At 66.8% G+C, this 19,081-nt stretch carries 19 protein-coding genes; 9 read left to right on the top strand and 10 right to left on the bottom strand.

All coding sequences use genetic code 11. The annotated features are described in order from the left end of the window. Positions 1 to 53: 53 nt before the first annotated feature. Complete coding sequence (locus IB273_RS03170; RefSeq protein WP_192223214.1) at positions 54 to 446, bottom strand: GFA family protein; 393 nt, start codon at positions 444 to 446, stop codon at positions 54 to 56. Positions 447 to 660: 214 nt separating this feature from the next. Between IB273_RS03170 and IB273_RS03165 the strand changes: the two genes are divergently transcribed. Together IB273_RS03165 and IB273_RS03160 are read left to right on the top strand one after the other, a co-directional pair. After that, positions 661 to 1,875 (top strand): MFS transporter, encoded by a 1,215-nt coding sequence (locus IB273_RS03165; protein ID WP_138214405.1) that lies wholly within the window; start codon positions 661 to 663, stop codon positions 1,873 to 1,875. 192 nt (positions 1,876 to 2,067) lie between these two features. Continuing rightward, positions 2,068 to 4,338, top strand: coding sequence for a TonB-dependent receptor (locus IB273_RS03160; protein ID WP_192223213.1), 2,271 nt, complete (start codon positions 2,068 to 2,070; stop codon positions 4,336 to 4,338). A 314-nt stretch (positions 4,339 to 4,652) separates the two neighbouring features. Here the strand turns inward: IB273_RS03160 and IB273_RS03155 are convergent, their stop codons facing one another. Together IB273_RS03155 and IB273_RS03150 are read right to left on the bottom strand one after the other, a co-directional pair. After that, positions 4,653 to 6,029: an ATP-binding protein gene (locus IB273_RS03155; protein ID WP_192223212.1), complete on the bottom strand. Its 1,377-nt coding sequence runs from the start codon at positions 6,027 to 6,029 to the stop codon at positions 4,653 to 4,655. Continuing rightward, positions 6,029 to 6,751, bottom strand: coding sequence for a response regulator (locus IB273_RS03150; protein ID WP_081516932.1), 723 nt, complete (start codon positions 6,749 to 6,751; stop codon positions 6,029 to 6,031). The genes IB273_RS03155 and IB273_RS03150 overlap by 1 nt, the downstream gene beginning before the upstream one ends. A 188-nt stretch (positions 6,752 to 6,939) precedes the next feature. Between IB273_RS03150 and IB273_RS03145 the strand changes: the two genes are divergently transcribed. Genes IB273_RS03145 through IB273_RS03135 form a run of 3 tightly spaced genes read left to right on the top strand, consistent with a single transcriptional unit; the run spans position 6,940 to position 9,922 of the window. Beyond that, positions 6,940 to 8,085 carry an ABC transporter substrate-binding protein gene (locus IB273_RS03145; RefSeq protein WP_192223211.1) on the top strand — a complete coding sequence of 382 codons (1,146 nt, stop codon included), beginning with the start codon at positions 6,940 to 6,942 and terminating at the stop codon, positions 8,083 to 8,085. Next, the gene (locus IB273_RS03140; RefSeq protein WP_192223210.1) at positions 8,082 to 9,146 is read left to right on the top strand and encodes a FecCD family ABC transporter permease; all 1,065 of its coding nucleotides are present in this window, start codon (positions 8,082 to 8,084) and stop codon (positions 9,144 to 9,146) included. Before IB273_RS03145 ends, IB273_RS03140 begins: the two co-directional genes overlap by 4 nt. Then, positions 9,143 to 9,922: an ABC transporter ATP-binding protein gene (locus IB273_RS03135; protein WP_192223209.1), complete on the top strand. Its 780-nt coding sequence runs from the start codon at positions 9,143 to 9,145 to the stop codon at positions 9,920 to 9,922. Before IB273_RS03140 ends, IB273_RS03135 begins: the two co-directional genes overlap by 4 nt. A 4-nt stretch (positions 9,923 to 9,926) precedes the next feature. On the opposite strand, the gene IB273_RS03130 is transcribed toward IB273_RS03135, so the two are convergent. Beyond that, the gene (locus tag IB273_RS03130) at positions 9,927 to 10,418 is read right to left on the bottom strand and encodes a DinB family protein (protein WP_192223208.1); all 492 of its coding nucleotides are present in this window, start codon (positions 10,416 to 10,418) and stop codon (positions 9,927 to 9,929) included. 116 nt (positions 10,419 to 10,534) lie between these two features. Here IB273_RS03130 and IB273_RS03125 point away from each other — a divergent pair, with 116 nt between their 5' ends. Then, entirely contained in the window at positions 10,535 to 11,377 is an 843-nt protein-coding gene (locus IB273_RS03125) for a LysR family transcriptional regulator (RefSeq protein WP_192223207.1), read from the top strand. A 3-nt stretch (positions 11,378 to 11,380) separates the two neighbouring features. On the opposite strand, the gene IB273_RS31565 is transcribed toward IB273_RS03125, so the two are convergent. From IB273_RS31565 to IB273_RS03100, 6 genes are all read right to left on the bottom strand, one after another. Further along, positions 11,381 to 11,506 carry a hypothetical protein gene (locus tag IB273_RS31565; protein ID WP_263866074.1) on the bottom strand — a complete coding sequence of 42 codons (126 nt, stop codon included), beginning with the start codon at positions 11,504 to 11,506 and terminating at the stop codon, positions 11,381 to 11,383. A gap of 100 nt (positions 11,507 to 11,606) precedes the next feature. Then, positions 11,607 to 12,530: a 2-hydroxyacid dehydrogenase gene (locus IB273_RS03120; RefSeq protein WP_192223206.1), complete on the bottom strand. Its 924-nt coding sequence runs from the start codon at positions 12,528 to 12,530 to the stop codon at positions 11,607 to 11,609. Positions 12,531 to 12,639: 109 nt separating this feature from the next. Further along, complete coding sequence (locus IB273_RS03115) at positions 12,640 to 13,662, bottom strand: GlxA family transcriptional regulator (RefSeq protein WP_231708996.1); 1,023 nt, start codon at positions 13,660 to 13,662, stop codon at positions 12,640 to 12,642. A 170-nt stretch (positions 13,663 to 13,832) separates the two neighbouring features. Beyond that, entirely contained in the window at positions 13,833 to 15,026 is a 1,194-nt protein-coding gene (locus tag IB273_RS03110) for an MFS transporter (RefSeq protein WP_318652461.1), read from the bottom strand. Positions 15,027 to 15,083: 57 nt separating this feature from the next. After that, on the bottom strand, positions 15,084 to 15,824 hold the full coding sequence (locus IB273_RS03105) for an SDR family oxidoreductase (RefSeq protein ID WP_192223205.1): 741 nt from the start codon (positions 15,822 to 15,824) through the stop codon (positions 15,084 to 15,086). Positions 15,825 to 15,929: 105 nt separating this feature from the next. Next, complete coding sequence (locus IB273_RS03100; protein WP_192223204.1) at positions 15,930 to 16,370, bottom strand: hypothetical protein; 441 nt, start codon at positions 16,368 to 16,370, stop codon at positions 15,930 to 15,932. 372 nt (positions 16,371 to 16,742) lie between these two features. Between IB273_RS03100 and IB273_RS03095 the strand changes: the two genes are divergently transcribed. The 3 genes from IB273_RS03095 (at position 16,743) to IB273_RS03085 (ending at position 19,052) form a co-directional block, all read left to right on the top strand. After that, a complete protein-coding gene (locus IB273_RS03095; protein ID WP_081516922.1) occupies positions 16,743 to 16,934 on the top strand; it encodes a hypothetical protein in 192 nt (63 codons plus the stop codon). Positions 16,935 to 17,120: 186 nt separating this feature from the next. After that, positions 17,121 to 17,957 (top strand): PhzF family phenazine biosynthesis protein, encoded by an 837-nt coding sequence (locus tag IB273_RS03090; protein ID WP_192223203.1) that lies wholly within the window; start codon positions 17,121 to 17,123, stop codon positions 17,955 to 17,957. 186 nt (positions 17,958 to 18,143) lie between these two features. Beyond that, the gene (locus IB273_RS03085; RefSeq protein WP_192223202.1) at positions 18,144 to 19,052 is read left to right on the top strand and encodes an alpha/beta fold hydrolase; all 909 of its coding nucleotides are present in this window, start codon (positions 18,144 to 18,146) and stop codon (positions 19,050 to 19,052) included. The last annotated feature ends 29 nt before the right edge of the window (positions 19,053 to 19,081 follow it).

Genomic DNA, 19,081 nt, shown 5'->3' with positions numbered 1-19,081 from the left:
GCCGGCGCGATCTGTCCGTGGCTTGCGTTTTTTGTCCGTGATCGGCGCTTGCCCTAGTCTTCGCGCCGCTCGGTCGACTCGCGGTCACGCTCGTAACGATGGCTCAGCGGGAACGCCGGCAGCCACGCCTCGCGGCGGCAGGTCCAGAGTTCATAGGTGGGCTCGAAGCGGTCCGGCTCGTCCAGCGCGCCAAGGCTCACTTCCACTTCGTCGCCGCTACGGCCGAACACCGAGGAACCGCAGCGCGGGCAGAAGCATCGCCCCTGATACTCCTGCGTGTCGCCTTCGATACGCACGGCGCTCTCGGGAAAGATCGCCGAGGAGTGGAACAGCGCACCATGGTGCTTGCGGCAGTCCAGGCAATGGCAGATACCGACCCGGTAAGGCAGGCCCGTCGCCTCGATACGCACGCTGCCGCACAGGCAGCTGCCGGTGGTCTTGTCCATGTTTTAGCTCCTCTCGTGCCCGAAGAAGATAGGTTGACCGGCTCTGGCGGCGCCCGCTCCGCCAGTCCGACGCGTGGGGTATTTGGCCGTTTCGCGATATTCGTCGTCCGGATCGCGTGAGACAGCCAGGGTTCGCACGCCTAGCATAGGCCTCCCAATACGAAGAACCCGGCGCGCCCTGCCCGCGCGCCACACCTTGCTGCCCCGGAGTCCCATGTCTACCACCGCTTCTTCCCTGGCCACGCCGTCCGTGGCCAGCCAGGCCAGCCCGCTGGTCATGCGCGTGATCGGCGCGTGCGCCCTCGCCCACCTGACCAACGACCTGATCCAGGCCGTGCTGCCGTCTATCTACCCGGTACTCAAGGCCAACTACGGCCTGAGCTTCACCCAGGTAGGCCTGATTACCCTGACCTTCCAGCTCACCGCCTCGCTGCTGCAGCCCTGGGTCGGCTACCACACCGACCGCCATCCCAAGCCCTGGCTGGCGCCGCTGGGCAGCGTCTGCACGCTGATCGGCATCCTCATGCTGGCCTTCGTCGGCAGCTTCCACGCCATCCTGCTGGCCTCGGCGCTGGTGGGCATCGGCTCCTCGACCTTCCACCCGGAAACCTCGCGCATCGCGCGGCTGGCCTCCGGCGGGCGCTACGGCCTCGCGCAGTCCACCTTCCAGGTCGGCGGCAATGCCGGCAGCGCCTTCGGCCCGCTACTGGCGGCGGCCATCATCATTCCGTACGGCCAGGGCAACGTGGCCTACTTCGGCCTGTTCGCGGTGTTCCTCGTCGGCGTGCTCTGGGGCCTGAGCCGCTGGTACAGCCACCACCTCAACCTGTTCAAGCTCAAGGCCGGCGGCGTGGCCACCCACGGGCTGTCCAAGGGCCGGGTGACCGCGTCCCTGGTGGTGCTGGCGCTGCTGGTGTTCTCCAAGTACTTCTACATGGCGAGCTTCACCAGCTACTACACCTTCTACCTGATCGAGAAGTTCGACCTCTCGGTGGCCAGTTCGCAGCTGTACCTGTTCGGCTTCCTCGGCGCGGTGGCGGCCGGCACCTTCTTCGGCGGCCCGGTGGGCGACCGCATCGGCCGCAAGGCGGTGATCTGGTTCTCCATCCTCGGCGTCACGCCCTTCACCCTGGCGCTGCCCTACGTCGACCTGTTCTGGACCAGCATCCTCAGCCTGGTGATCGGCTTCATCCTCGCCTCGGCGTTCTCGGCCATCGTGGTCTACGCCCAGGAACTGGTGCCGGGTAACGTCGGCATGATCGCCGGAGTGTTCTTCGGCCTGATGTTCGGCTTCGGCGGCATCGGCGCGGCCTTCCTCGGCCACCTGGCCGACATCCACGGCATCGAGTACGTCTACAAGCTGTGCTCCTACCTGCCGCTGCTGGGCTGCCTGACCATCCTGCTGCCGTCCACGAAGAAGAAAGCGTAAGCCTTCTGCCGCCGGCCCCGAGCCGGCGGCAGACCCTTCGCCCGGCCGTTCGTGCGCGAGCAAATGTAATGGATTGTTGTAAAGCGCCCCGAGCCTCGCCGGCGATACATTTGCGCCGCCTGGGCCACCGGCCATCACTGTTAGCCTTCCCGCAATGCAAATAACTCGCATTTGCCGGAGAGCTTTCCGTCCATGTCGTCCCGCCTGAACCTCACTCCCGTTACCCGTTCCGAAGCACCTCTCACCCTCGCCCCCGTCGTCGGCCTCGCCACCTTCATGGCGATCCCACTGAGTGCCTGGGCAGATCAGCCGCCAACTGCCGATGACCAGGACGCCCTGGCCCTGCCCGACAGCACCGTGCAGGCCACCCGGGAGTCGCCCTACAAGGTCGACCGCGCCAGCTCGGCGAAGTACAGCGAGCCGCTGCGCGACACCCCGCAGAGCGTCACCGTGCTCTCCGAGACGCTGCTCAAGGAGCAGAACGCCCAGAGCCTGAAGGACGCTCTGCGCAACGTGCCGGGCATCACCTTCAACTCCGGCGAGGGCGGTGGTGGCGTCGGCGACAGCCTGACCATCCGCGGCTTCAACGCCGACGGCAACATCTACCGCGACGGCGTGCGCGACCCGGCCAAGTACTCGCGCGATGACTTCTTCAACACCGAAGGCGTGGAGGTCTTCAAGGGCTCCAGCACCGCCGCCTGGGGCGTCGGCGCCGTCGGGGGCGCGGTCAACCTGGTGACCAAGACCCCGCAGCTGGACGACTTCAACCTGCTCAGCGGCGGCGTCGGCACCGCCAACTTCAAGCGCGGCACGCTGGACGTGAACCACCGCATCGACGGCCTCGGCGAAGGCGCGGCCTTCCGCGTCAACGTGATGGGCGCCAACACCGGCACCGACGGCCGCGACTGGGTCGGCGACGAGCGCTACGGCTTCGCCCCGTCCCTGGCCCTGGGCCTGGGCACCGACACCCGCGTCACCCTGGCCTATGAGTACCTGCACGACAACGCCACGCCCGACTACGGCATCCCCACCGTCAACGGCAGCAACGGCAGCTCGCCGCACCGCGCCGGTGGCGCCAGCTGGAGCAGCTACTGGGGCTGGCGCAACCTCGATTACGAGAACAACGAATCGCACCGGGTGAACCTGAAGTTCGCCCACGACTTCAACGATTCGCTGAGCCTGGACAGTCGCTTCACCTGGTTCCACCTGGACCACGACTTCTTCGTCACCACCCCCGGCGGCGACCCGAACGCCGGTGCGCCCGGCATCCAGGCCGGCAAGGGCATCTACCGGCGCAACATCAACACGCCATTGCGCGAGCAGACCAACGACACCTACAGCAACCAGACCAGCCTGACCTGGCGTGTCGACACCTTCGGCATCGGTCACACCCTGGTCGGTGGCTTCGACCTGAGCAAGCAGACGCTCGACTCGAAGACCGGTGCGCTGACCGCCGCCAGCCGCAGCGCCATGGGCAACCTGCCGGTGGCCAGCAACGACTGGTCGAAGTACCCCTACGCGCTGGACACCTACACCTCCGCCAAGCAGTCGGTGGAGCAGCTGGACAAGGCCTTCTACCTGCTCGACACGCTGAAATTCGACGAGCACTGGCAGCTGCACCTGGCTGCCCGCCAGGATCACTTCGACACCCGCGTGCTGGACAGCCAGACCCGCGCCAGCCAGAGCGCCGCCTGGGTCGACAAGGGCAGCTCCTCGCAGAACGAGAAGCTCACCAGCGTGCACACCGCGCTGACTTACAAGCCGGTGGAGAACGGCAGCCTCTACGTCAGCTACGCCAACGCCAAGCAGCCTTCCGGCGTGCTCGCCGTGGCGCAGACCGGCAGCATCGCGTCGACCAAGGGCGACCGTGGCAAGACCTACGAAGTGGGCAGCAAGTGGGAGTTCCTCAACGGCCAGCTGGCGCTCAACGGTGATGTGTTCGAGACCAAGCGCCAGTTGACCTACATCGATGACGAGGAGCTTTCCGCCTACACCGGCGGCGAGGAGCGGGTACGCGGCATCGAGCTGTCCGCCAGCGGCAACATCACCCGAAACTGGTCGTTGTACGCAGCCTACGTGCACCAGAACAGCAAGCTGGTGAAGCCCTACAACGGCTCGGACAAGGGCGTGCAACTGGCCAACACCCCGCAGAATGCCCTGAGCCTGTGGAGCACCTGGCAACTGCCGGAAGACTTTGCTCTGAGCTACGGCGTGCAGTACGTGGACGACGTGAAGATCTACCCCGGCCTGGGCTCGACCATGACCCGCGCCGGCCAGACCACCGTGCCCGGCTACGTGGTACACGACGCCATGCTCAGCTGGCAGGCGACCCAGGACGTGCAGCTGCGCCTGAACGTCAACAACCTGTTCGACAAGCACTACTGGAGCCAGTACAACGGTCGCGGCTACGGCGTGCCGGGCGCGAGCCGCGGCGCGGTACTGAGTGCGGATTATTCGTTCTGAGTGAGGACAGCCTGCGCCGAACCTGCTTTTCGTAGGATGGCGTGGAGCGAAGCGATACCCATGCTGCAGTCGGGTATCGAGGCCGCTCGGGGCCGGTTACGGAAACGCTGCTGGCCCGTCCATCTCTTCAACCGCGAACCTGTCCGCCAACAGGACTCCCTCCCCGGAAACCCGGCGGGCAGGTTCGCGACCCAATCCCCGCACCGATCTTCTTTTGTAGGAGCGAGGGGGGCGCCTAGCCCTTGCTCGCGAACCTGCAATTCACGGTGTCAGGCTATTCGCGAGCAAGCTCGCTCCTACAGGGGGGCTGCCCTTCAGGCGCCGCGATCGAACAGCAGCGTCGCTTCCAGCCCACCGCCCTCGCGGTTGCGCAACTCCAGCCGCCCATGGTGCGCAGCGGCAATGGTCTGGGCGATGCTCAGGCCCAACCCATATCCCCCGGTAGAACGATTGCGCGACTGCTCCAGCCGGTAGAACGGCTCAGTCACCCGCTCCAGCTGCTCCGGCGCAATACCCGGCCCGCGATCCAGCACGCGGATGCACAGCGCCTGCGCGCTGTCCTCGACTTCCACCTCGGCACCACCGGCATAACGGATGGCGTTCTCCAGCAGATTGAGCAGCGCCCGCTGCAGGCTCAGCGGGTAACCGGCCAGCGGTTGCAGCGCGCGCCCGGACAGCGAAACCCGCTCGCCCTGCTCCTCGAAATCCGCCTGCAGGCTCTGCAGCAGCGCGTTCACATCGAGGTTCTGCCGTGCCTCGTCGAGGTCGCTGCCGCTGATGAAATCCAGGGTCGCGGTGACCATGCCTTCCATGTCGTCGAGGTCCTTGCGCATCTTCTGTCGCGCGGTCTCGTCGGCGAGCATTTCGGTGCGCAGGCGCAGGCGGGTGATGGGCGAGCGCAGGTCGTGGGATACGGCGGCAAGAAAACGCATGCGCTCGCCAAGGTTGTGGATCAGCCGTTGCTGCATGGCGTTGAAGGCGCGGGCGGCACGACGTACTTCCAGCGGCCCTTCCTCAGGCAGCGGCGGCCGCTGGATGTCCTGGCCCAGGCCTTCGGCGGCGCGCGCCAGCTTGTCCAGCGGGCCGATGGCCAGGCGCACTGCCAGCAGAGCCAACAGCACCACCACGAGGATGCGCAGCAGGTACAGGCGCAGCAGGTAATCCAGCGCCACGTCGAGGGTCGACTGGCTGCTCCAGCCCTGCCCTTCGATCATCGCAATGCGCAGCCAGCGGCCATCGTCCAGCGGCGCCTCCAGCAACAGGTGCGCTTTGGTGCCATTGCCGGTGAAAAGCCCGGTCAGCCCGCTGCGCTCACCGGCGCCCTCATGCAGTTCCACGCGCAACAGGCGCAGCCCCTGCGAGTCGCCGCCCTGATCGTGAACCGCGCGACGAAGCAGGCGCTCGGCTGCCGGGTCGAAGGAGCCATCCGGCTCGTCCGCCGAATCCACCAGGCGCGCCTCGAACCCCGGCCGGTCGAGCGCACTCAGCGCCTGCGTAAAGTTCCCCGGCTGACGCTGGTGCAGGTGCTGCAGATCAGTCAGCCGCGCGGCCGCCAGGCGCAGGGGAATCTCCAGCGCCTGGGTGTGGCGCACGTCGTACCAGATGCTGCCGGTGAGCACCTGGGCGGCGATCATCCCGCCCACCAGGATCACCACCAGCCGCCCGAACAGCGTGCGCGGCCACAAGCGCATCAGGCGCTGACCACGTCTTCGGCGGTGAGCATGTAGCCCTGGTTGCGCACGGTGCGGATCAGCTTCGGTGACTTCGGGTCGTCCTCCAGGTGCTGGCGCAGGCGGCTGACGCAGACATCGATGGCGCGATCGAACGGCAGGCGCTCCTTGTCGAACACCTGGCGCAACAGGAAGTCACGGCCCAGCGGGCGATTGGGATGCTGCAGCAGCAGGCGCAGCAGGCGGAAATCCGAGCCGGCCAGGGCGATGCTCAGGCCGGCCGGCGAGCGCAGGTGGCGGGCGCGGGTGTCCAGCTCCCAGCCGGCGAAGCGCAGGGTCGCCGCCTCGTCCACCTGGGCGCGCTGCGGGAAGCTCTGCACCCGTCGCAGCACCACCTTGATCCGCGCCAGCAGCTCGCGCGGGTCGAAGGGTTTGGGCAGGTAGTCGTCGGCGCCCATCTCCAGGCCGATGATGCGGTCGATCAGCGTGCCGCGCGCGGTGAGCATGATCACCGGTACGTCGCTGCGCGCTCGCAGGTCGCGGCACAGGGTCAGGCCGTCCTCGCCGGGCAGCATCAGGTCGAGCACCACCAGGTCCACCGGCTGCACTTCCAGCTGGCGCTGCATCTCGCGGCCATCAGCGGCGGCGGACACCTGGTAGCCCATGCCCTTGAGGTAATCGGCCAGCAATTGGCGGATCTCGGGATCGTCGTCGACGACGAGGATGTGGTCTGGCCTGGACATCGGGAAACTCGCGGCGGGTCGCTATCGTTCCGGCTGTCGGCAGGGGCTGCACGGCGCAAATGTAATGGAATGTTGTGGCGCGGGATTTCGCGCCCCTCCAATACAAAGCCGCCCGGCTCGCCCGCGACGGCAGCGGTAGAGTGGATTGCAAATGCGATTAATTCTACTTCATGCCCAGGTCGTTCCGCATGCCCTTCCTGTCGTCACGCGCTTCCCGCTCCCGCCTGACTCAGTCCCTCGCCACCCTCGCCCTGCTCTGCCTCGGCTGGTTCGGCCTCGCCCTGCCCGCCCAGGCGCTCACCGTCACCGACGTGCTCGGGCGCAAGGTCAAAGTGAACGGCAACGCCCAGCGCGTAGTGCTGGGTGAAGGCCGACTGTTCTTCGCCCTCGCCCTGCTCGACCGCGACAATCCCTTCCAGCGCGTGGTCGGCTGGCAGAACGACGTGCGCCTGCTCGACCCGCACACCTTCGACGTCTACGCCCAGCGCTTCCCCCAGGTGAAGCAGATTCCGCTGATCGGCCAGGCCTCGGAGCAGAGCGTCAGCGCCGAACAGATTCTCGCGCTGAAGCCAGACCTCGCGGTGTTCAGCATCGCTGGCGAAGGCCCGACCCAGCACAGCCCGATTGCCGACATCCTCGCCGCCGCCGACGTGCCGGTGCTGTTCGTCGACTTCCGCGTGCACCCCATCGAGGGCGTGCGAACCAGCCTGACCGCGCTGGGCTCGGCGCTCGGTCGGCAGGCCGAGGCGGACCAGTACCTGAAGTTCTACGACACCCACCTGCAGCGCATCCGCGATGGCGTGGCCGGGCTGGATGACGCACACAAGCCCAGCGTGTTCCTCGAACTGCTGGCCGGCGTCTGGCAGGCGCCGGGCCACACCACCGGCAAGAGCGGCCTGGGCAGCGTGATCGACACGGTGGGCGGACGCAACATCGCCGCCGGCGTGGTGCCCGGCGCACTGGGCGACATCAGCGTGGAGTACGCGCTGTCGGCGAAACCGGATATCTACATCGCCACCGGCAACCGCAATCCGGGGCTGATCCTCGGCGCCGGCGTCAGCCAGCAGCAGGCCCGCGAGAGCCTGCAGAAAGTCCTGCAGCGCCCCGAGTTCGCCACCCTCGACGCCATCCGCAACGGCAAGGCCCACGGCCTCTGGCACGACTTCTACAACTCGCCGTTCAACATCCTCGCCATCGAAGCCATGGCGCGCTGGGTCCACCCGGAACGCTTCGCCGATCTCGACCCGGCAAAGACGCAGGCGCAGATCAACCAGGACTTCCTGCGCATCAGCCTGGACGGCACCTACTGGATCGACGCCGGCCAGTCTGAATGAACGCCGCCCTGGACAAGATCGACCTGCAGCAGGCACGCCACGAGCGCCGGCTGCAACTGCGCCGCCGAGGGGCGGTGCTGGTCGCGCTGCTCGTCTTGCTGCTGGGCTCAATGGCCTGGGACCTGCTCAGCGGGCCGTCCGGGCTGACGCCCGCCGCGCTGTTCCATGGCCTGCTGCATCCGGGCGAACTGGAGCCGAGCCAGCGGGTGATCATCTGGAACGTGCGCCTGCCCTACGCGGTGATGGCGCTGCTGGTAGGCGGCGCGCTGGCCCTGGCCGGCGCGGAAATGCAGACCATCCTCGACAACCCCCTGGCCAGCCCCTTCACCCTTGGCGTGTCCTCGTCCGCCGCACTGGGCGCCTCGCTGGCGATCTTCTTCCATCTGGGCAACGCCTGGCTCTCGGCCAACGCTGCGGTGTCGCTGGCGGCCTTCGTCTTCGCCTGCCTGTCGCTGGTGCTGCTGCAACTGCTTTCGCGCCTGCGCGGGGGCGGCGTGGAAAGCCTGGTGCTGTTCGGCATCGCCCTGGTGTTCAGCTGTAATGCGGCGGTGGCACTGCTGCAGATGATGGCCAGCGAGGACGTGCTGCAGCAGCTGGTGTTCTGGACCCTCGGCAGCCTCGCCCGTGCCGACTGGCACAAGGCCGGCGCGCTGGCCCTGGTGCTCGTGCTCTGCCTGCCGTTCTCCCAGGCGGCGGCGTCAAAACTCACCGTGCTGCGCATGGGCGAAGACCGCGCCCGCAGCCTTGGCGTGGACGTGCGCCGCCTGCGCCGCTTCGCCCTGTTGCGTATCTGCCTGCTGTCGGCGTGCGCGGTGGCCTTCGTCGGCACCATCGGCTTCATCGGCCTGGTCGGCCCACACATCGCGCGCATGCTGATCGGCGAGGACCAGCGTTTCTACCTGCCGGCCAGTGCGCTGGTCGGCGCGCTGCTGCTATCGCTGTCGTCGGTGGCCAGCAAGCTGCTGATGCCGGGATTGATCGTGCCGGTGGGCATCGTCACCGCGCTGGTGGGTGTGCCGATTTTCATCACGCTGATCTGCCGGGGAGGACGCAGCGCATGAGCCTGCTCGCACACAACCTGACGGTCGCCTACCGCCATCACGCGGTGGTCCACGACGTGACGCTGCCGGAGCTCAAACGCGGCACCCTCACTGCCCTGATCGGCCCCAACGGCGCGGGCAAGTCCACCCTGCTGCGCGGCCTTGCGGGCCTTGAGCGTGTACGCGGCGTCCTGAGCCTGGACGGTCAGTCACTCGCCTCCCTGTCGGTTGGCGAACGCAGCCGGCGCATCGCCTACATGCCGCAGAACCTGCCCGGCGGCATCGCCCTGAGTGTGCTCGACGCGCTGCTCGCCAGCCTGCGGGTCAACCCATTCGACACCGAACTGCGTCGCGCCGACCCGCTGGCCGCCGCCCTCGAAGCGCTGCGTCGGGTCGGCATCCTGCACCTGCGCGACCAGCGCCTGGACCGCCTCTCCGGCGGCCAGCGGCAGATGGTCAGCCTGGCCCAGCTGCTGGCGCAACGCCCGCAGGTGTTGCTGCTGGATGAACCCACCAGCGCGCTGGACCTGAACTACCAGCTGCGGGTCATGCAGTGCGTGCAGGAAGAAGTGCGCCGCCACGGCCTGATCGCCATTGCCGTGCTCCACGACATCGGCCTCGCCGCGCGCTATGCGGATCAGCTGGCGGTGCTGAACCAGGGCCGACTGGTGGCTGCCGGGGGCGCCGAATCCATCCTCACGCCGCAACTGTTCGGCGAGGTGTACGGCGTGCAGGCGCGGGTAGAACGCTGCTCGCGGAAGACCTTGCAGATCATCATCGACGAATTGGCCTGCTGAGCCCTCAACCTTCGCGGCGCTCGGGCTGGGTGGCGTGCACGAACACCGTGTAGGTGTCCGCTGGGTGCGCCACGCCGGCCTGATCCAGCGCGCGGGCAATGGACCCACGGTGGTAGGTGGCGTGGTTGAGGATGTGGAAGAACATCTCCTCGCGGGTCAGGCTGCCGCTGCGGCCATCGGTGAAGCGGAAGCGGATGACCTCCCGCGCACGCTCCGGGGTCAGGGCGGCGAGTTGCTCGACGTACCACTGGGCGGAAGTCAGCAGGCGCCCGCGCAGCTCGTCATAGCCGGGCACCGACTGGGTATTGGTGGCCGGGTGCGGGTCCGCTTCGCCCTGCAACCGCGCGCGGAACAAGTCCTCGACTATGGCCATGTGGTTGAGCTGCTGGAGGGCAAAGGCGTGTTCCTCGGGGAAGCGCTCGGCATCGATCCGGGCGACGGCATCCAGTGTCCGGCGGTCCGACCAGCATTTGTAGGCGAAAGCCTGGATCAGCATCGCGATTCCTTGTCAGCAGCTACTCAAGACGAAGGCAGCACTGTAGCGCATCCAGCGCTTGGGTTGTGCCGGCCCAGCTGCCAGACTGCAGCCAGCCCCAAGGACGATTCGCCGCCATGAAAACCCCTGATATAGAAGCCATCCGCGCCTTCCTGCTGGTCGCCGACCTGAAGAGTTTCACCCGCGCCGCCGAAGCCACCGGCGCCACCCAGGCGGCCATCAGCCTGAAGATCAAGCGCCTGGAGGAATCCCTCGGCCGCCCGCTGCTGGAGCGCACGCCGCGCCGCGTCACGCTGTCGGCCCACGGCTCGGTGTTCCTCGCCAGCGCCCGCCGCCTGCTGGCCAGCTACGACGAAACCCTGCGTTGCTTCGACACGCCGCGCCGTACCCTGCGCATCGGCGTCAGCCACCACATCCTCGGCGCCGACCTGAGCCATTGGCTCAAGCGTCTGGCACAGGCCGATCCGGAGGTGATAGTCGCCTTCAGCCTCGGCACCTCGCGGCAGATGCTGGAGAGCTACGAAGAAGGCGCGCTGGATATCGCGCTGATCCTGCGCCACGACAACCGCCGCCAGGATGGCGAGGTGATCGGCAGCGAACGCTTCGCCTGGATGGCCGCCGAATCCTTCGAGCTGGCCGACGCCGCGCCGCTGCCACTGGCGATCCAGCCGGCGCCCTGCGGCATGCGCAGCATGGTCGAAAACGCGCTGCAGACACAGGGCCGCAGCTGGAGCGAGGCCTTCGTCGGCTCGGGGATTCTCGCCATCGGCGCGGCGGTGTCGGCCGGCATCGGGATTGGCGCCATGGTCGAACGCATGGCGCCGGCGGGCTGCATGGATGTGCGCGAACGCTTCGGCTTGCCGGAGCTACCGCCCCGCGACGTGGTGCTCTACAGCGCCCATCGCGACGCCCAGACCCGCGCGCTGATCAGCACGCTGAGCCAGGCCATCGCCGCCTGATCCTCAGTGCAGCAATACACCCACACGCGCCAGGAATAACGCCAGCGCGAGGATCAGCGAGCCGCACAGGGCAACGGCGGCAAAGTGGGTGAAGGCGAAGTCGCGGGCATCAATCGGTTCGTGGTCCATGAACGGCACTTCCTGAACGGCGGTTGGGAGCCGCCAGTATCGAAAGTGCCGTGCGGGACAAACAGCGCGCGCCGGCTATTTCAGTGATAAGCGAAACGCGTCAGTAGCCGGTCTGGCGATTCACCGTGTGCAGCAGCTCGGCGCCATCCAGGTCGCGCAGGATGTTCTTCGCCACCACCGCCGCGCCGCCTTCCACCTGCATGGTGCTGGCGATGTGCGGAGTGACCCAGACGTGCGGGTGCGACCACAGCGGATGGTCTTGCGGCAGCGGTTCCTCGCGGAATACATCGAGGATCGCCGCGCCGACCTGCCCCGCATCCAGCGCTGCGACCAGATCGGCTTCCACCACGTGCTCGCCCCGGCCAACGTTGATCAGCCCCGCCCCCTTGGGCAGTTGCGCCAGCGTCTCGCGGTTGAGAATGCCGCGGGTGCTGTCGGTCAGCGGCAGCAGGTTGACCAGGATGTCGCACTGCGACAGGAAGCTCACCAGTTCCTCGGGGCCGGTGTAGGTCTGCACCCCGTCGATCTGCCGCGCGGAGCGGTTCCAGCCCAGCAGCTGGAACTTCAGGTGGCGCAGTTGCGCGAGGCACGCCTGGCCCAGCTGGCCGAGACCCATCACGCCGACACGGCTGGTCGCCGCCGGCAGGATGCTCAGCGGCTCCCAGACCTGACTGGCCTGCTGCCCGCGGTAGGCCGGCATCTCGCGGTGTAGGGCAAGCGCCGACATCACCACGAACTCGGCCATGATGTCCGCCAGGGAGTCATCGACCATGCGCACCAGCGCCACCGACTCGGGGATCTTCGACAGGTCGAACTGGTCCACCCCGGCTCCCGCCGCGAACAGGACGCGCAGGCCGGTGTAGCGCTCGATGTCGGCGACCGCCTTCCAGGTCAGCAGGTAGGTGACACGCGCCGGGTCAACCGCATCGAAGCCCTCGACGAATTCCAGGTCCGGCACCTGGGCGGTCAGCAGGGCCCGCCATTTCTCGGCGTGTTCGGGTTCGGCGTTGTAAAGAAAGATCACGTCCTGTTCCTCGCTCTTGTTGTTCGCACGTTCTGGCAGTTAACCAGCCGCCCCGCGCGAGGAACACCACTGGAGCAGTACTGCGGGCCCGCAGACCGGCCCGCCCTGCTCACTTGGCCGAGCGCACGCAGCCGAAGCGCACTTCCTTCGACGGCGAATGGCCGAAGAAGGACGTGTAGCACTTGCTGAAATGGCTGGGCGAAACGAAGCCGCAAGCCAGCGCCACCTCCACCAGCGACAGATCGGAATGCTGCAGCAGACGCCGGCTTTCGGTGATGCGCAGCTCCAGGTAATAGCGCACCGGCGAGGTCCCCAGCTGCTCCTGGAACAGCCGCTCCAGCTGGCGCTTGGAGCGGCCCACGCACTCGGACAACTGGTCGGTGCTCAGCGGCTCCTCGATGTTCGCACTCATGAGGTTGAGCACGTCGCGCAGCGGCTGGGTCATCTTCTCGTGCAGTGCCGGGCGGGTGCGCCGGTAGCGCGATTCCTCGAAGGCGAGGATATCGACGATACCCTCCACCAGCTCGCGGCCGTGCAAGTTGTGAATCCACTCCAGCACCAGGTTGAAAGCGCCAGTGGGGCTACCGGCGGTGAGGCGGTTGCGGTCGAGGATGTAGCTCTCGGCGGTCACCACGCTGTTGCGCGCAACCTCCGCCAGCGAGGCGCGGTTCTCGGGGTGCACCGCGCACTTGTGGCCGTCCAGCAGGCCTGCCTTGCCGAGGAACCAGGCGCCGTTCCACAGGCCGGCCAGAACGATGCCGCGCTCGTCGGCAAGGTGCAGCAGGCGACTCAGGTTGGGCATGTCCTTGAGCGGTGTGCGCAGGCCACCACACACCACCAGCAGGTCCATGTCCAGGTACTTGCTTTCCAGCGCGGAGGCCGGGCAGATGACCAGCCCCAGGTCGCTGGTGACCGACTCGCCATCGAGGCTGTAGGTGCGCGTGGCGAAGGCGCCTTCACGGATCAGATTGGCAGTGACCAGGGTGTCCAGCGCCTGGGTGAAGGCCGGGAGGGAGAAGTTCTCCAGCAGGACGAAACCGACCTTGCGCGGGCGCTGCGGCTCGGCCTTGCGATCGCCGACGAAGCGCAGGTTCTGCCCCTGCATGGACTCGCTGAACTGTCGTCTTTCCACCACTGCACACCATTGTGAATTCTTGTTGGCAGGTACTTCAGCTCAGGTGCTCACCTTGGCGCCCACCCGGCACAAAGCCGGTTCTGCCGCTTGTGGAAAGGATTATACAAACGCCCCGCTCTGGGCCATAGCGCTGCGCGCGGAGGCCGGCACGCCGCCAGCTCGGCATGTCAGGTGGATGCCTGCACAGTCCGCCGATAGCCGAGCCAGACCATCAGTGCCGCCACTATCTGGCAGCCAGCAAAGAGCAGGAACACCGCCCCCGTGCTCCACTGCGCGACGAGCAGGCTCCCGGCGATGGCGGGTGAGATGATCGCCCCCAGCCGCCCGGTCGCCAGCACCAGCCCCACGCCACTGGCGCGAATCGCCGCCGGGAAGGACTGCGGCGCGAGGACGAACAGCGCCGCGATGGCCCCGTTGAGGGCCATCCCCGCTAACACGCCAACGGCAACCGGCAGCGCCGATTCAGCGACCAGCGATGCCATCAGCACCATCACCAGCGCGTTGAGCAGCAGCAGTCCGAGCAGTAGAGCCCGTCCTCCGCTGCGATTCGCCGACAAGCCCACCAGCAACGCGCCGAACATGCCACCGCAGGACAGCAGCAGCCCATCGACGGCCCCTTGCTGCTCGCTGAATCCGTTGCGGACCATCAGTGTCGGCGTCCAGCTCATCACGAAGTAGAAGCCCGCCATCGCCAGGAACAGCGCCAGCGCCAGGGATGCGGTCAGTCGCCACTGCCGGGCAGCGAACAACTGCCCGTAGACCTCGCTGCGCGGCACTCGCGGCGTGGTGGCTGCGAGCCTGATGAACTGCGGCGACTCGCGCAGCCAGAATGCGCCCGCCACCGCGCCAGCCAGCGTGACTCCGCCACCGGCCAGGAACACGTAGCGCCAGCCGATCCACTCATTGAACTGGTGCGCCAGCAGCCCGCCCAGACCCGCGCCCAGGGCAAAGGCGACCGATTGCAAGGCAATGGCCAGGCTCCTCCGGCGTGAGCTGGCGGACTCGTAGGCCAGCACATTGGCGCCCACCAGCACCGCGCCGATGCCCAGGCCGGTGAGTACCCGAAGAAGCAGCAGCTGGTAGTAGTCCTGGCTGCAGAACGACAGCAGCATGCTCAGGCCGCTCAACGACAGCGCCGCCAGCAGCAGTGGCCGGCGGCCGTGCAGGTCAGCCCGGGAGCCGAGCAGCGAACCGCCGGCCATGCCCAGCAGGCTGGCGCTGAGCAACACGCCAAGCTGGCCCGCGCCCAGCCCCCATTCCGCGGACACGCGGCTGCCGGTAAAGGCCATCGCCATGGCGTCCAGCCCGTCGATGACGTTGAAGAGCATGCACAGGACAACGACGCTCCACCGCGTGGGCACGTCTGCTTCGCTATGGGTCAGGTCCTGGGGCACAGAGCGTTCCTGGGGCTTCGGGTATTACAGGGCATAGCCGCCATCCAGCGTCAGGCTCGAGCCGCTCATGTGGGCCGCAGCCGGGCTGGCGAGATACGAGACCAGGCCGGCAATCTCCGCAGGCTGGGCGACTCGTCCGAGCGGGACGAGTTCAGCCAGCGCTTCCAGATGCGCCAGCGTCATGTCCGTCGCGGTCGGGCCGGGCTGGATATTGTTGACGGTGATCCGGCGCGGCGCCAGGTCCAGTGCCAGCCCTTGTACCAGCCGCGCCACGGCGGCCTTGGTCATCGAGTACACGGCGCCCTCCACCGAAGTACGACCGGATGCCGTGTTGCTGCCGATGGTGATCACCCGCCCACCGTCACGCATGCGGGCTACCACAGCCTGGACCGAGAGGATGACGCCGCGGATGTTCACGTCGAGCATCAGGTCGAGGTCCTCGACGCTGAGCGTGTCGATACGCGCCAGCCGGAGCACGCCGGCATTCACCACCGCCACATCGAGCTCACCGAAGTGTTCGACCGCCGCCGACACCGCGTCGCGGATGGCGCCGGCGTCCGCGCTGTCAGCCTGGATGGCAATGGCCCGGCCGCCGCCGGATTCGATCTCGGCGACCAGCGCCTGGGCGCTGTCCGGCCGTGACACATAGGTCAGCGCCACGGCGAATCCGTCGGCTGCCAGTTGCCTTGCCGCTGCGGCACCGATACCTCGGGAACCGCCAAAAACCATAGCGACCTTGTTGCGCCCTGCTTCGTTGCTCTTCATCGCCTCACCTGTATTGACTCATCAGCGCAGCGCTTGCCGCCAGAAGGCCTTCAAATCCTAACAATCCTCGGGCGCCACAAGCGAGGCGCCCTCCGCAAACGGGCATCAGGCGATACCCGAATCCTGCGGGGAAGCCACGCGCTTGCCCAGCGGAGTCCTGCCGAAGCCATCGGCGGCAAGGGTCTGTTGCGCCGGCTCTTCGGAGTTCACGCGCATGCCCAGGGGAGTACGACTGAAACCATCTTCGGCAATGGTCTGCTGTGCCGGCGCATCGGGGCTCACGCGCATTCCCAGCGGAGTTCTGCTGAAACCGTCGGAAGCGATGGTCTGCTCTGCCGGCTCTGCCGAGTTCACCCGCATGCCCAGGGGCGTCCGGCTGAAGCCCTCTTCAGCCAGTTGCGGCGCCGTGCCCTGTTTGGCCAGGGGTGTCAGTTGGAAGCACGCAGCGCCCTGGGAGCAGCTGGCTTCGGTAGCGGCATTCGCGTGCACTGCGACGCCAGCCAGCGAGAAGGCAATGGCGGTCATGAAGGTTTTCAGGTTTTTCATGGCATCGATCCTCAAGGGGTAAGGGGGACAGCTCATCGGAGCGGGACACCACGCACTGGAGAACCCTGGAGTGCTTGCCGTGCCGATGAGCTGTTGGTGTTGATTAAGAGCCCCTGGGGTATCTGCAGCGTGTCGAAAACAGCCGCCGCCATCTCCGCGAATGTCAGATCGGTCGCCGGATACAGTGGGATACAAAAGGACTGCGAGGGAGCCCTCGAAGAGCGAGCGCCGGGCGTGTAATCACTTTCCTACAAGTCGTGACTGGATTTCGCGCTGTCGCCCCACGCGCGCCGGCAAACAATAGCGCCAGTGGAAGTCACTTCCCTTCGAGCTTTCCTCCCCTCCCGTTGAACGACCCAAGAAGGATGTGCCATGCGCGCACTACTCGCAGTCACCGTTACCGTCCTCCTCCTGGCCGGCTGCTCAAGCCCGGCGCAGCGGATGTCCACCTGCCTGGCGCAGGGAGTCAGCCGCGATGCCTGTTACATGGCGGAGCAGAATCGCCAGACCGCCATCACCGCCGCGGCAGAAAAACAGGCCCTGGAGAACGCCCGAAACCAGTAGAAATGACGTTCGCAACTGCCGTGACGACGGTTGTTGTTGCGGTAGAAACCCATGCTTGAACGGAATCTGTCGACAGCGGCCGGTCGCGGACCGCATCGGGATCCCGGCATCCTTTTAAAATCTTCGCGTAGCGATTAGCCTCGCCCCGGTCCGGGCTGATCCGCCGTTGCCTATCAAGGAAATCTGATGCCGCTTTACCTGCAGTTCGAACAGGTCGATGTCTTTGCCGAACACCCCCACGAAGGCAACGCGCTGGCAGTAGTGGTGGATGCCGACGAGCTGACCACCGAACAGATGCAGGCGTTTGCGCGGTGGACGCAACTCAGCGAGACCACCTTTCTGTTGCAGCCCCGAACGCCGGAAGCGCATTACCGCGTGCGCATCTTTACCCCGCTGCGCGAACTGCCCTTTGCCGGGCACCCGACGCTGGGCAGTTGCAAGGTATGGCTGCATCAGCAGGACAGTCTCGAGCTTGCCGAGGTTGTCCAGGAGTGCCCGGCGGGCCTGATCCGCATACGCAGGCAAGGCCGGCAACTGGCGTTCTCCGCTCCGCCGCTCAAGCGCAGCGGACCGCTGGATGCGGCGACGCTGAAACTGATTGAACAGGGGCTCGGCCTCGCCACCGGGCAGGTCCGCGCCAGCCAGTGGGTCGACAACGGCCCGGGCTGGGCCGGCGTGCTGCTGGCAAATCGAGCTGAAGTGCTGGCCATCAGGCCCGACTACGCCGCACTGCAAGGGCTGAATGTCGGCGTCATTGCTCCGTGGACGGGCCCGGACGCTGAAGCCGATGTGGAGGTCAGAGCTTTCATGGGCGAGGAATGCAACGAGGACCCCGTCACGGGCAGCCTGAATGCCGGCCTGGCTCAATGGCTGATCGGCTCGGGCACCCTGAGCGACCGCTACACGGCCAGCCAGGGTACGGTGATCGGGCGCCGCGGGCGAGTACAGATCGAAAGCATCGACGGGACAATCTGGGTAGGCGGAGACGTGCAGCACTGCGTTTCCGGCAGGGCCGTCTTCTGATGGACAATGAGCACCACTGACAGATCAATTCCCCGTCCACTGAATGGCCTTCCCAGGATCGAACCAGTGCGTTAGCGGGTAGCAATCCCTCGCGCAGTGATGGTAACGCAGGCGGCGAAAACAGCGGCTCGTGTGAGACTCGCAAAGCGGACTACGCTCCTCCAGTCGACCTCTGGAGAGCTCACCATGATCCGCTCCCTGCTGACCGCATCCCTGCTGGTGATCCTGAGCATTCCGGCACATGCCGGCGTAGTGGCTTTCCCCTCCTCCTTTCGTACCCAGGACATCGCCGTAGACGGCGCGACCATCCACGTCCGCGTCGGCGGCAAGGGTCCTGCGGTAGTGCTGCTGCACGGGTTCGGCGATACCGGCGACATGTGGGCGCCACTGGCCATGGACCTGGCCAAGGATCACACCGTGGTGGTGCCGGACCTGCGCGGCATGGGTCTGTCGTCGATCCCCGCCGACGGTTACGACAAGAAGACCCAGGCCGGCGACGTTCGCGCGGTGCTGGCGTCGCTGGGCATCGAGCACTCGGTGGTGGTCGGCCATGACATCGGCACCATGGTGGCCTACGCCTACGCCGCCCGATATCCGCAGCAGACCGAACGCCTGGTGGTGATGGACGCTCCCGTCCCCGGCATCGCGCCGTGGAACGACATCGTTCGCTCACCGATGCTCTGGCATTTCGACTTTGGCGGCGCGGACATGGAGCGCCTGGTGGCCGGGCGCGAGCGCATCTACCTGGACCGCTTCTGGAACGAATTCGCCGGCGACCCGCACAAGGTCGACGAAGCCACCCGGCAGCACTACGCCAAGCTCTATGCCCGCCCCGGTGCGATGCATGCGGCCTTCTCCCAGTTCCGCAGCATTCGCCAGGATGCCGTGGACAACGAGGCGTCGAACAAGACCAAGCTGACGATGCCGGTGCTGGCCGTCGGCGGTGAGAAATCCTTCGGTGCCAATGAAGCCATCGTCATGCGCAATGCCGCCGACAACGTCACCGAAGTGGTGGTGCCGGGCGCCGGGCACTGGCTGATGGAAGAGGCGCCGACCCAGACGATCCAGGCGGTTCGCCAGTTCATTTCGCCCTGACGGGCAGGCCTCCCCTGTAGGAGCGAGCC

The sequence above is a fragment of the Pseudomonas sp. PDM19 genome (assembly GCF_014852215.1).
Classification (GTDB): domain Bacteria; phylum Pseudomonadota; class Gammaproteobacteria; order Pseudomonadales; family Pseudomonadaceae; genus Pseudomonas.
This window is presented reverse-complemented; position numbering and strand designations above follow the sequence as displayed.

Coding starts and splice junctions, on each gene's coding strand:
- IB273_RS03140 (WP_192223210.1), top strand. CDS start 8,082: ATGAACGCCGCCCTGGACAAGATCGACCTGCAGCAGGCACGCCACGAG.
- IB273_RS03135 (WP_192223209.1), top strand. CDS start 9,143: ATGAGCCTGCTCGCACACAACCTGACGGTCGCCTACCGCCATCACGCG.
- IB273_RS03105 (WP_192223205.1), bottom strand. CDS start 15,824: ATGAAGAGCAACGAAGCAGGGCGCAACAAGGTCGCTATGGTTTTTGGC.
- IB273_RS31565 (WP_263866074.1), bottom strand. CDS start 11,506: ATGGACCACGAACCGATTGATGCCCGCGACTTCGCCTTCACCCACTTT.
- IB273_RS03165 (WP_138214405.1), top strand. CDS start 661: ATGTCTACCACCGCTTCTTCCCTGGCCACGCCGTCCGTGGCCAGCCAG.
- IB273_RS03090 (WP_192223203.1), top strand. CDS start 17,121: ATGCCGCTTTACCTGCAGTTCGAACAGGTCGATGTCTTTGCCGAACAC.
- IB273_RS03155 (WP_192223212.1), bottom strand. CDS start 6,029: ATGCGCTTGTGGCCGCGCACGCTGTTCGGGCGGCTGGTGGTGATCCTG.
- IB273_RS03170 (WP_192223214.1), bottom strand. CDS start 446: ATGGACAAGACCACCGGCAGCTGCCTGTGCGGCAGCGTGCGTATCGAG.
- IB273_RS03095 (WP_081516922.1), top strand. CDS start 16,743: ATGCGCGCACTACTCGCAGTCACCGTTACCGTCCTCCTCCTGGCCGGC.
- IB273_RS03100 (WP_192223204.1), bottom strand. CDS start 16,370: ATGAAAAACCTGAAAACCTTCATGACCGCCATTGCCTTCTCGCTGGCT.
- IB273_RS03160 (WP_192223213.1), top strand. CDS start 2,068: ATGTCGTCCCGCCTGAACCTCACTCCCGTTACCCGTTCCGAAGCACCT.
- IB273_RS03125 (WP_192223207.1), top strand. CDS start 10,535: ATGAAAACCCCTGATATAGAAGCCATCCGCGCCTTCCTGCTGGTCGCC.
- IB273_RS03150 (WP_081516932.1), bottom strand. CDS start 6,751: ATGTCCAGGCCAGACCACATCCTCGTCGTCGACGACGATCCCGAGATC.
- IB273_RS03130 (WP_192223208.1), bottom strand. CDS start 10,418: ATGCTGATCCAGGCTTTCGCCTACAAATGCTGGTCGGACCGCCGGACA.
- IB273_RS03145 (WP_192223211.1), top strand. CDS start 6,940: ATGCCCTTCCTGTCGTCACGCGCTTCCCGCTCCCGCCTGACTCAGTCC.
- IB273_RS03085 (WP_192223202.1), top strand. CDS start 18,144: ATGATCCGCTCCCTGCTGACCGCATCCCTGCTGGTGATCCTGAGCATT.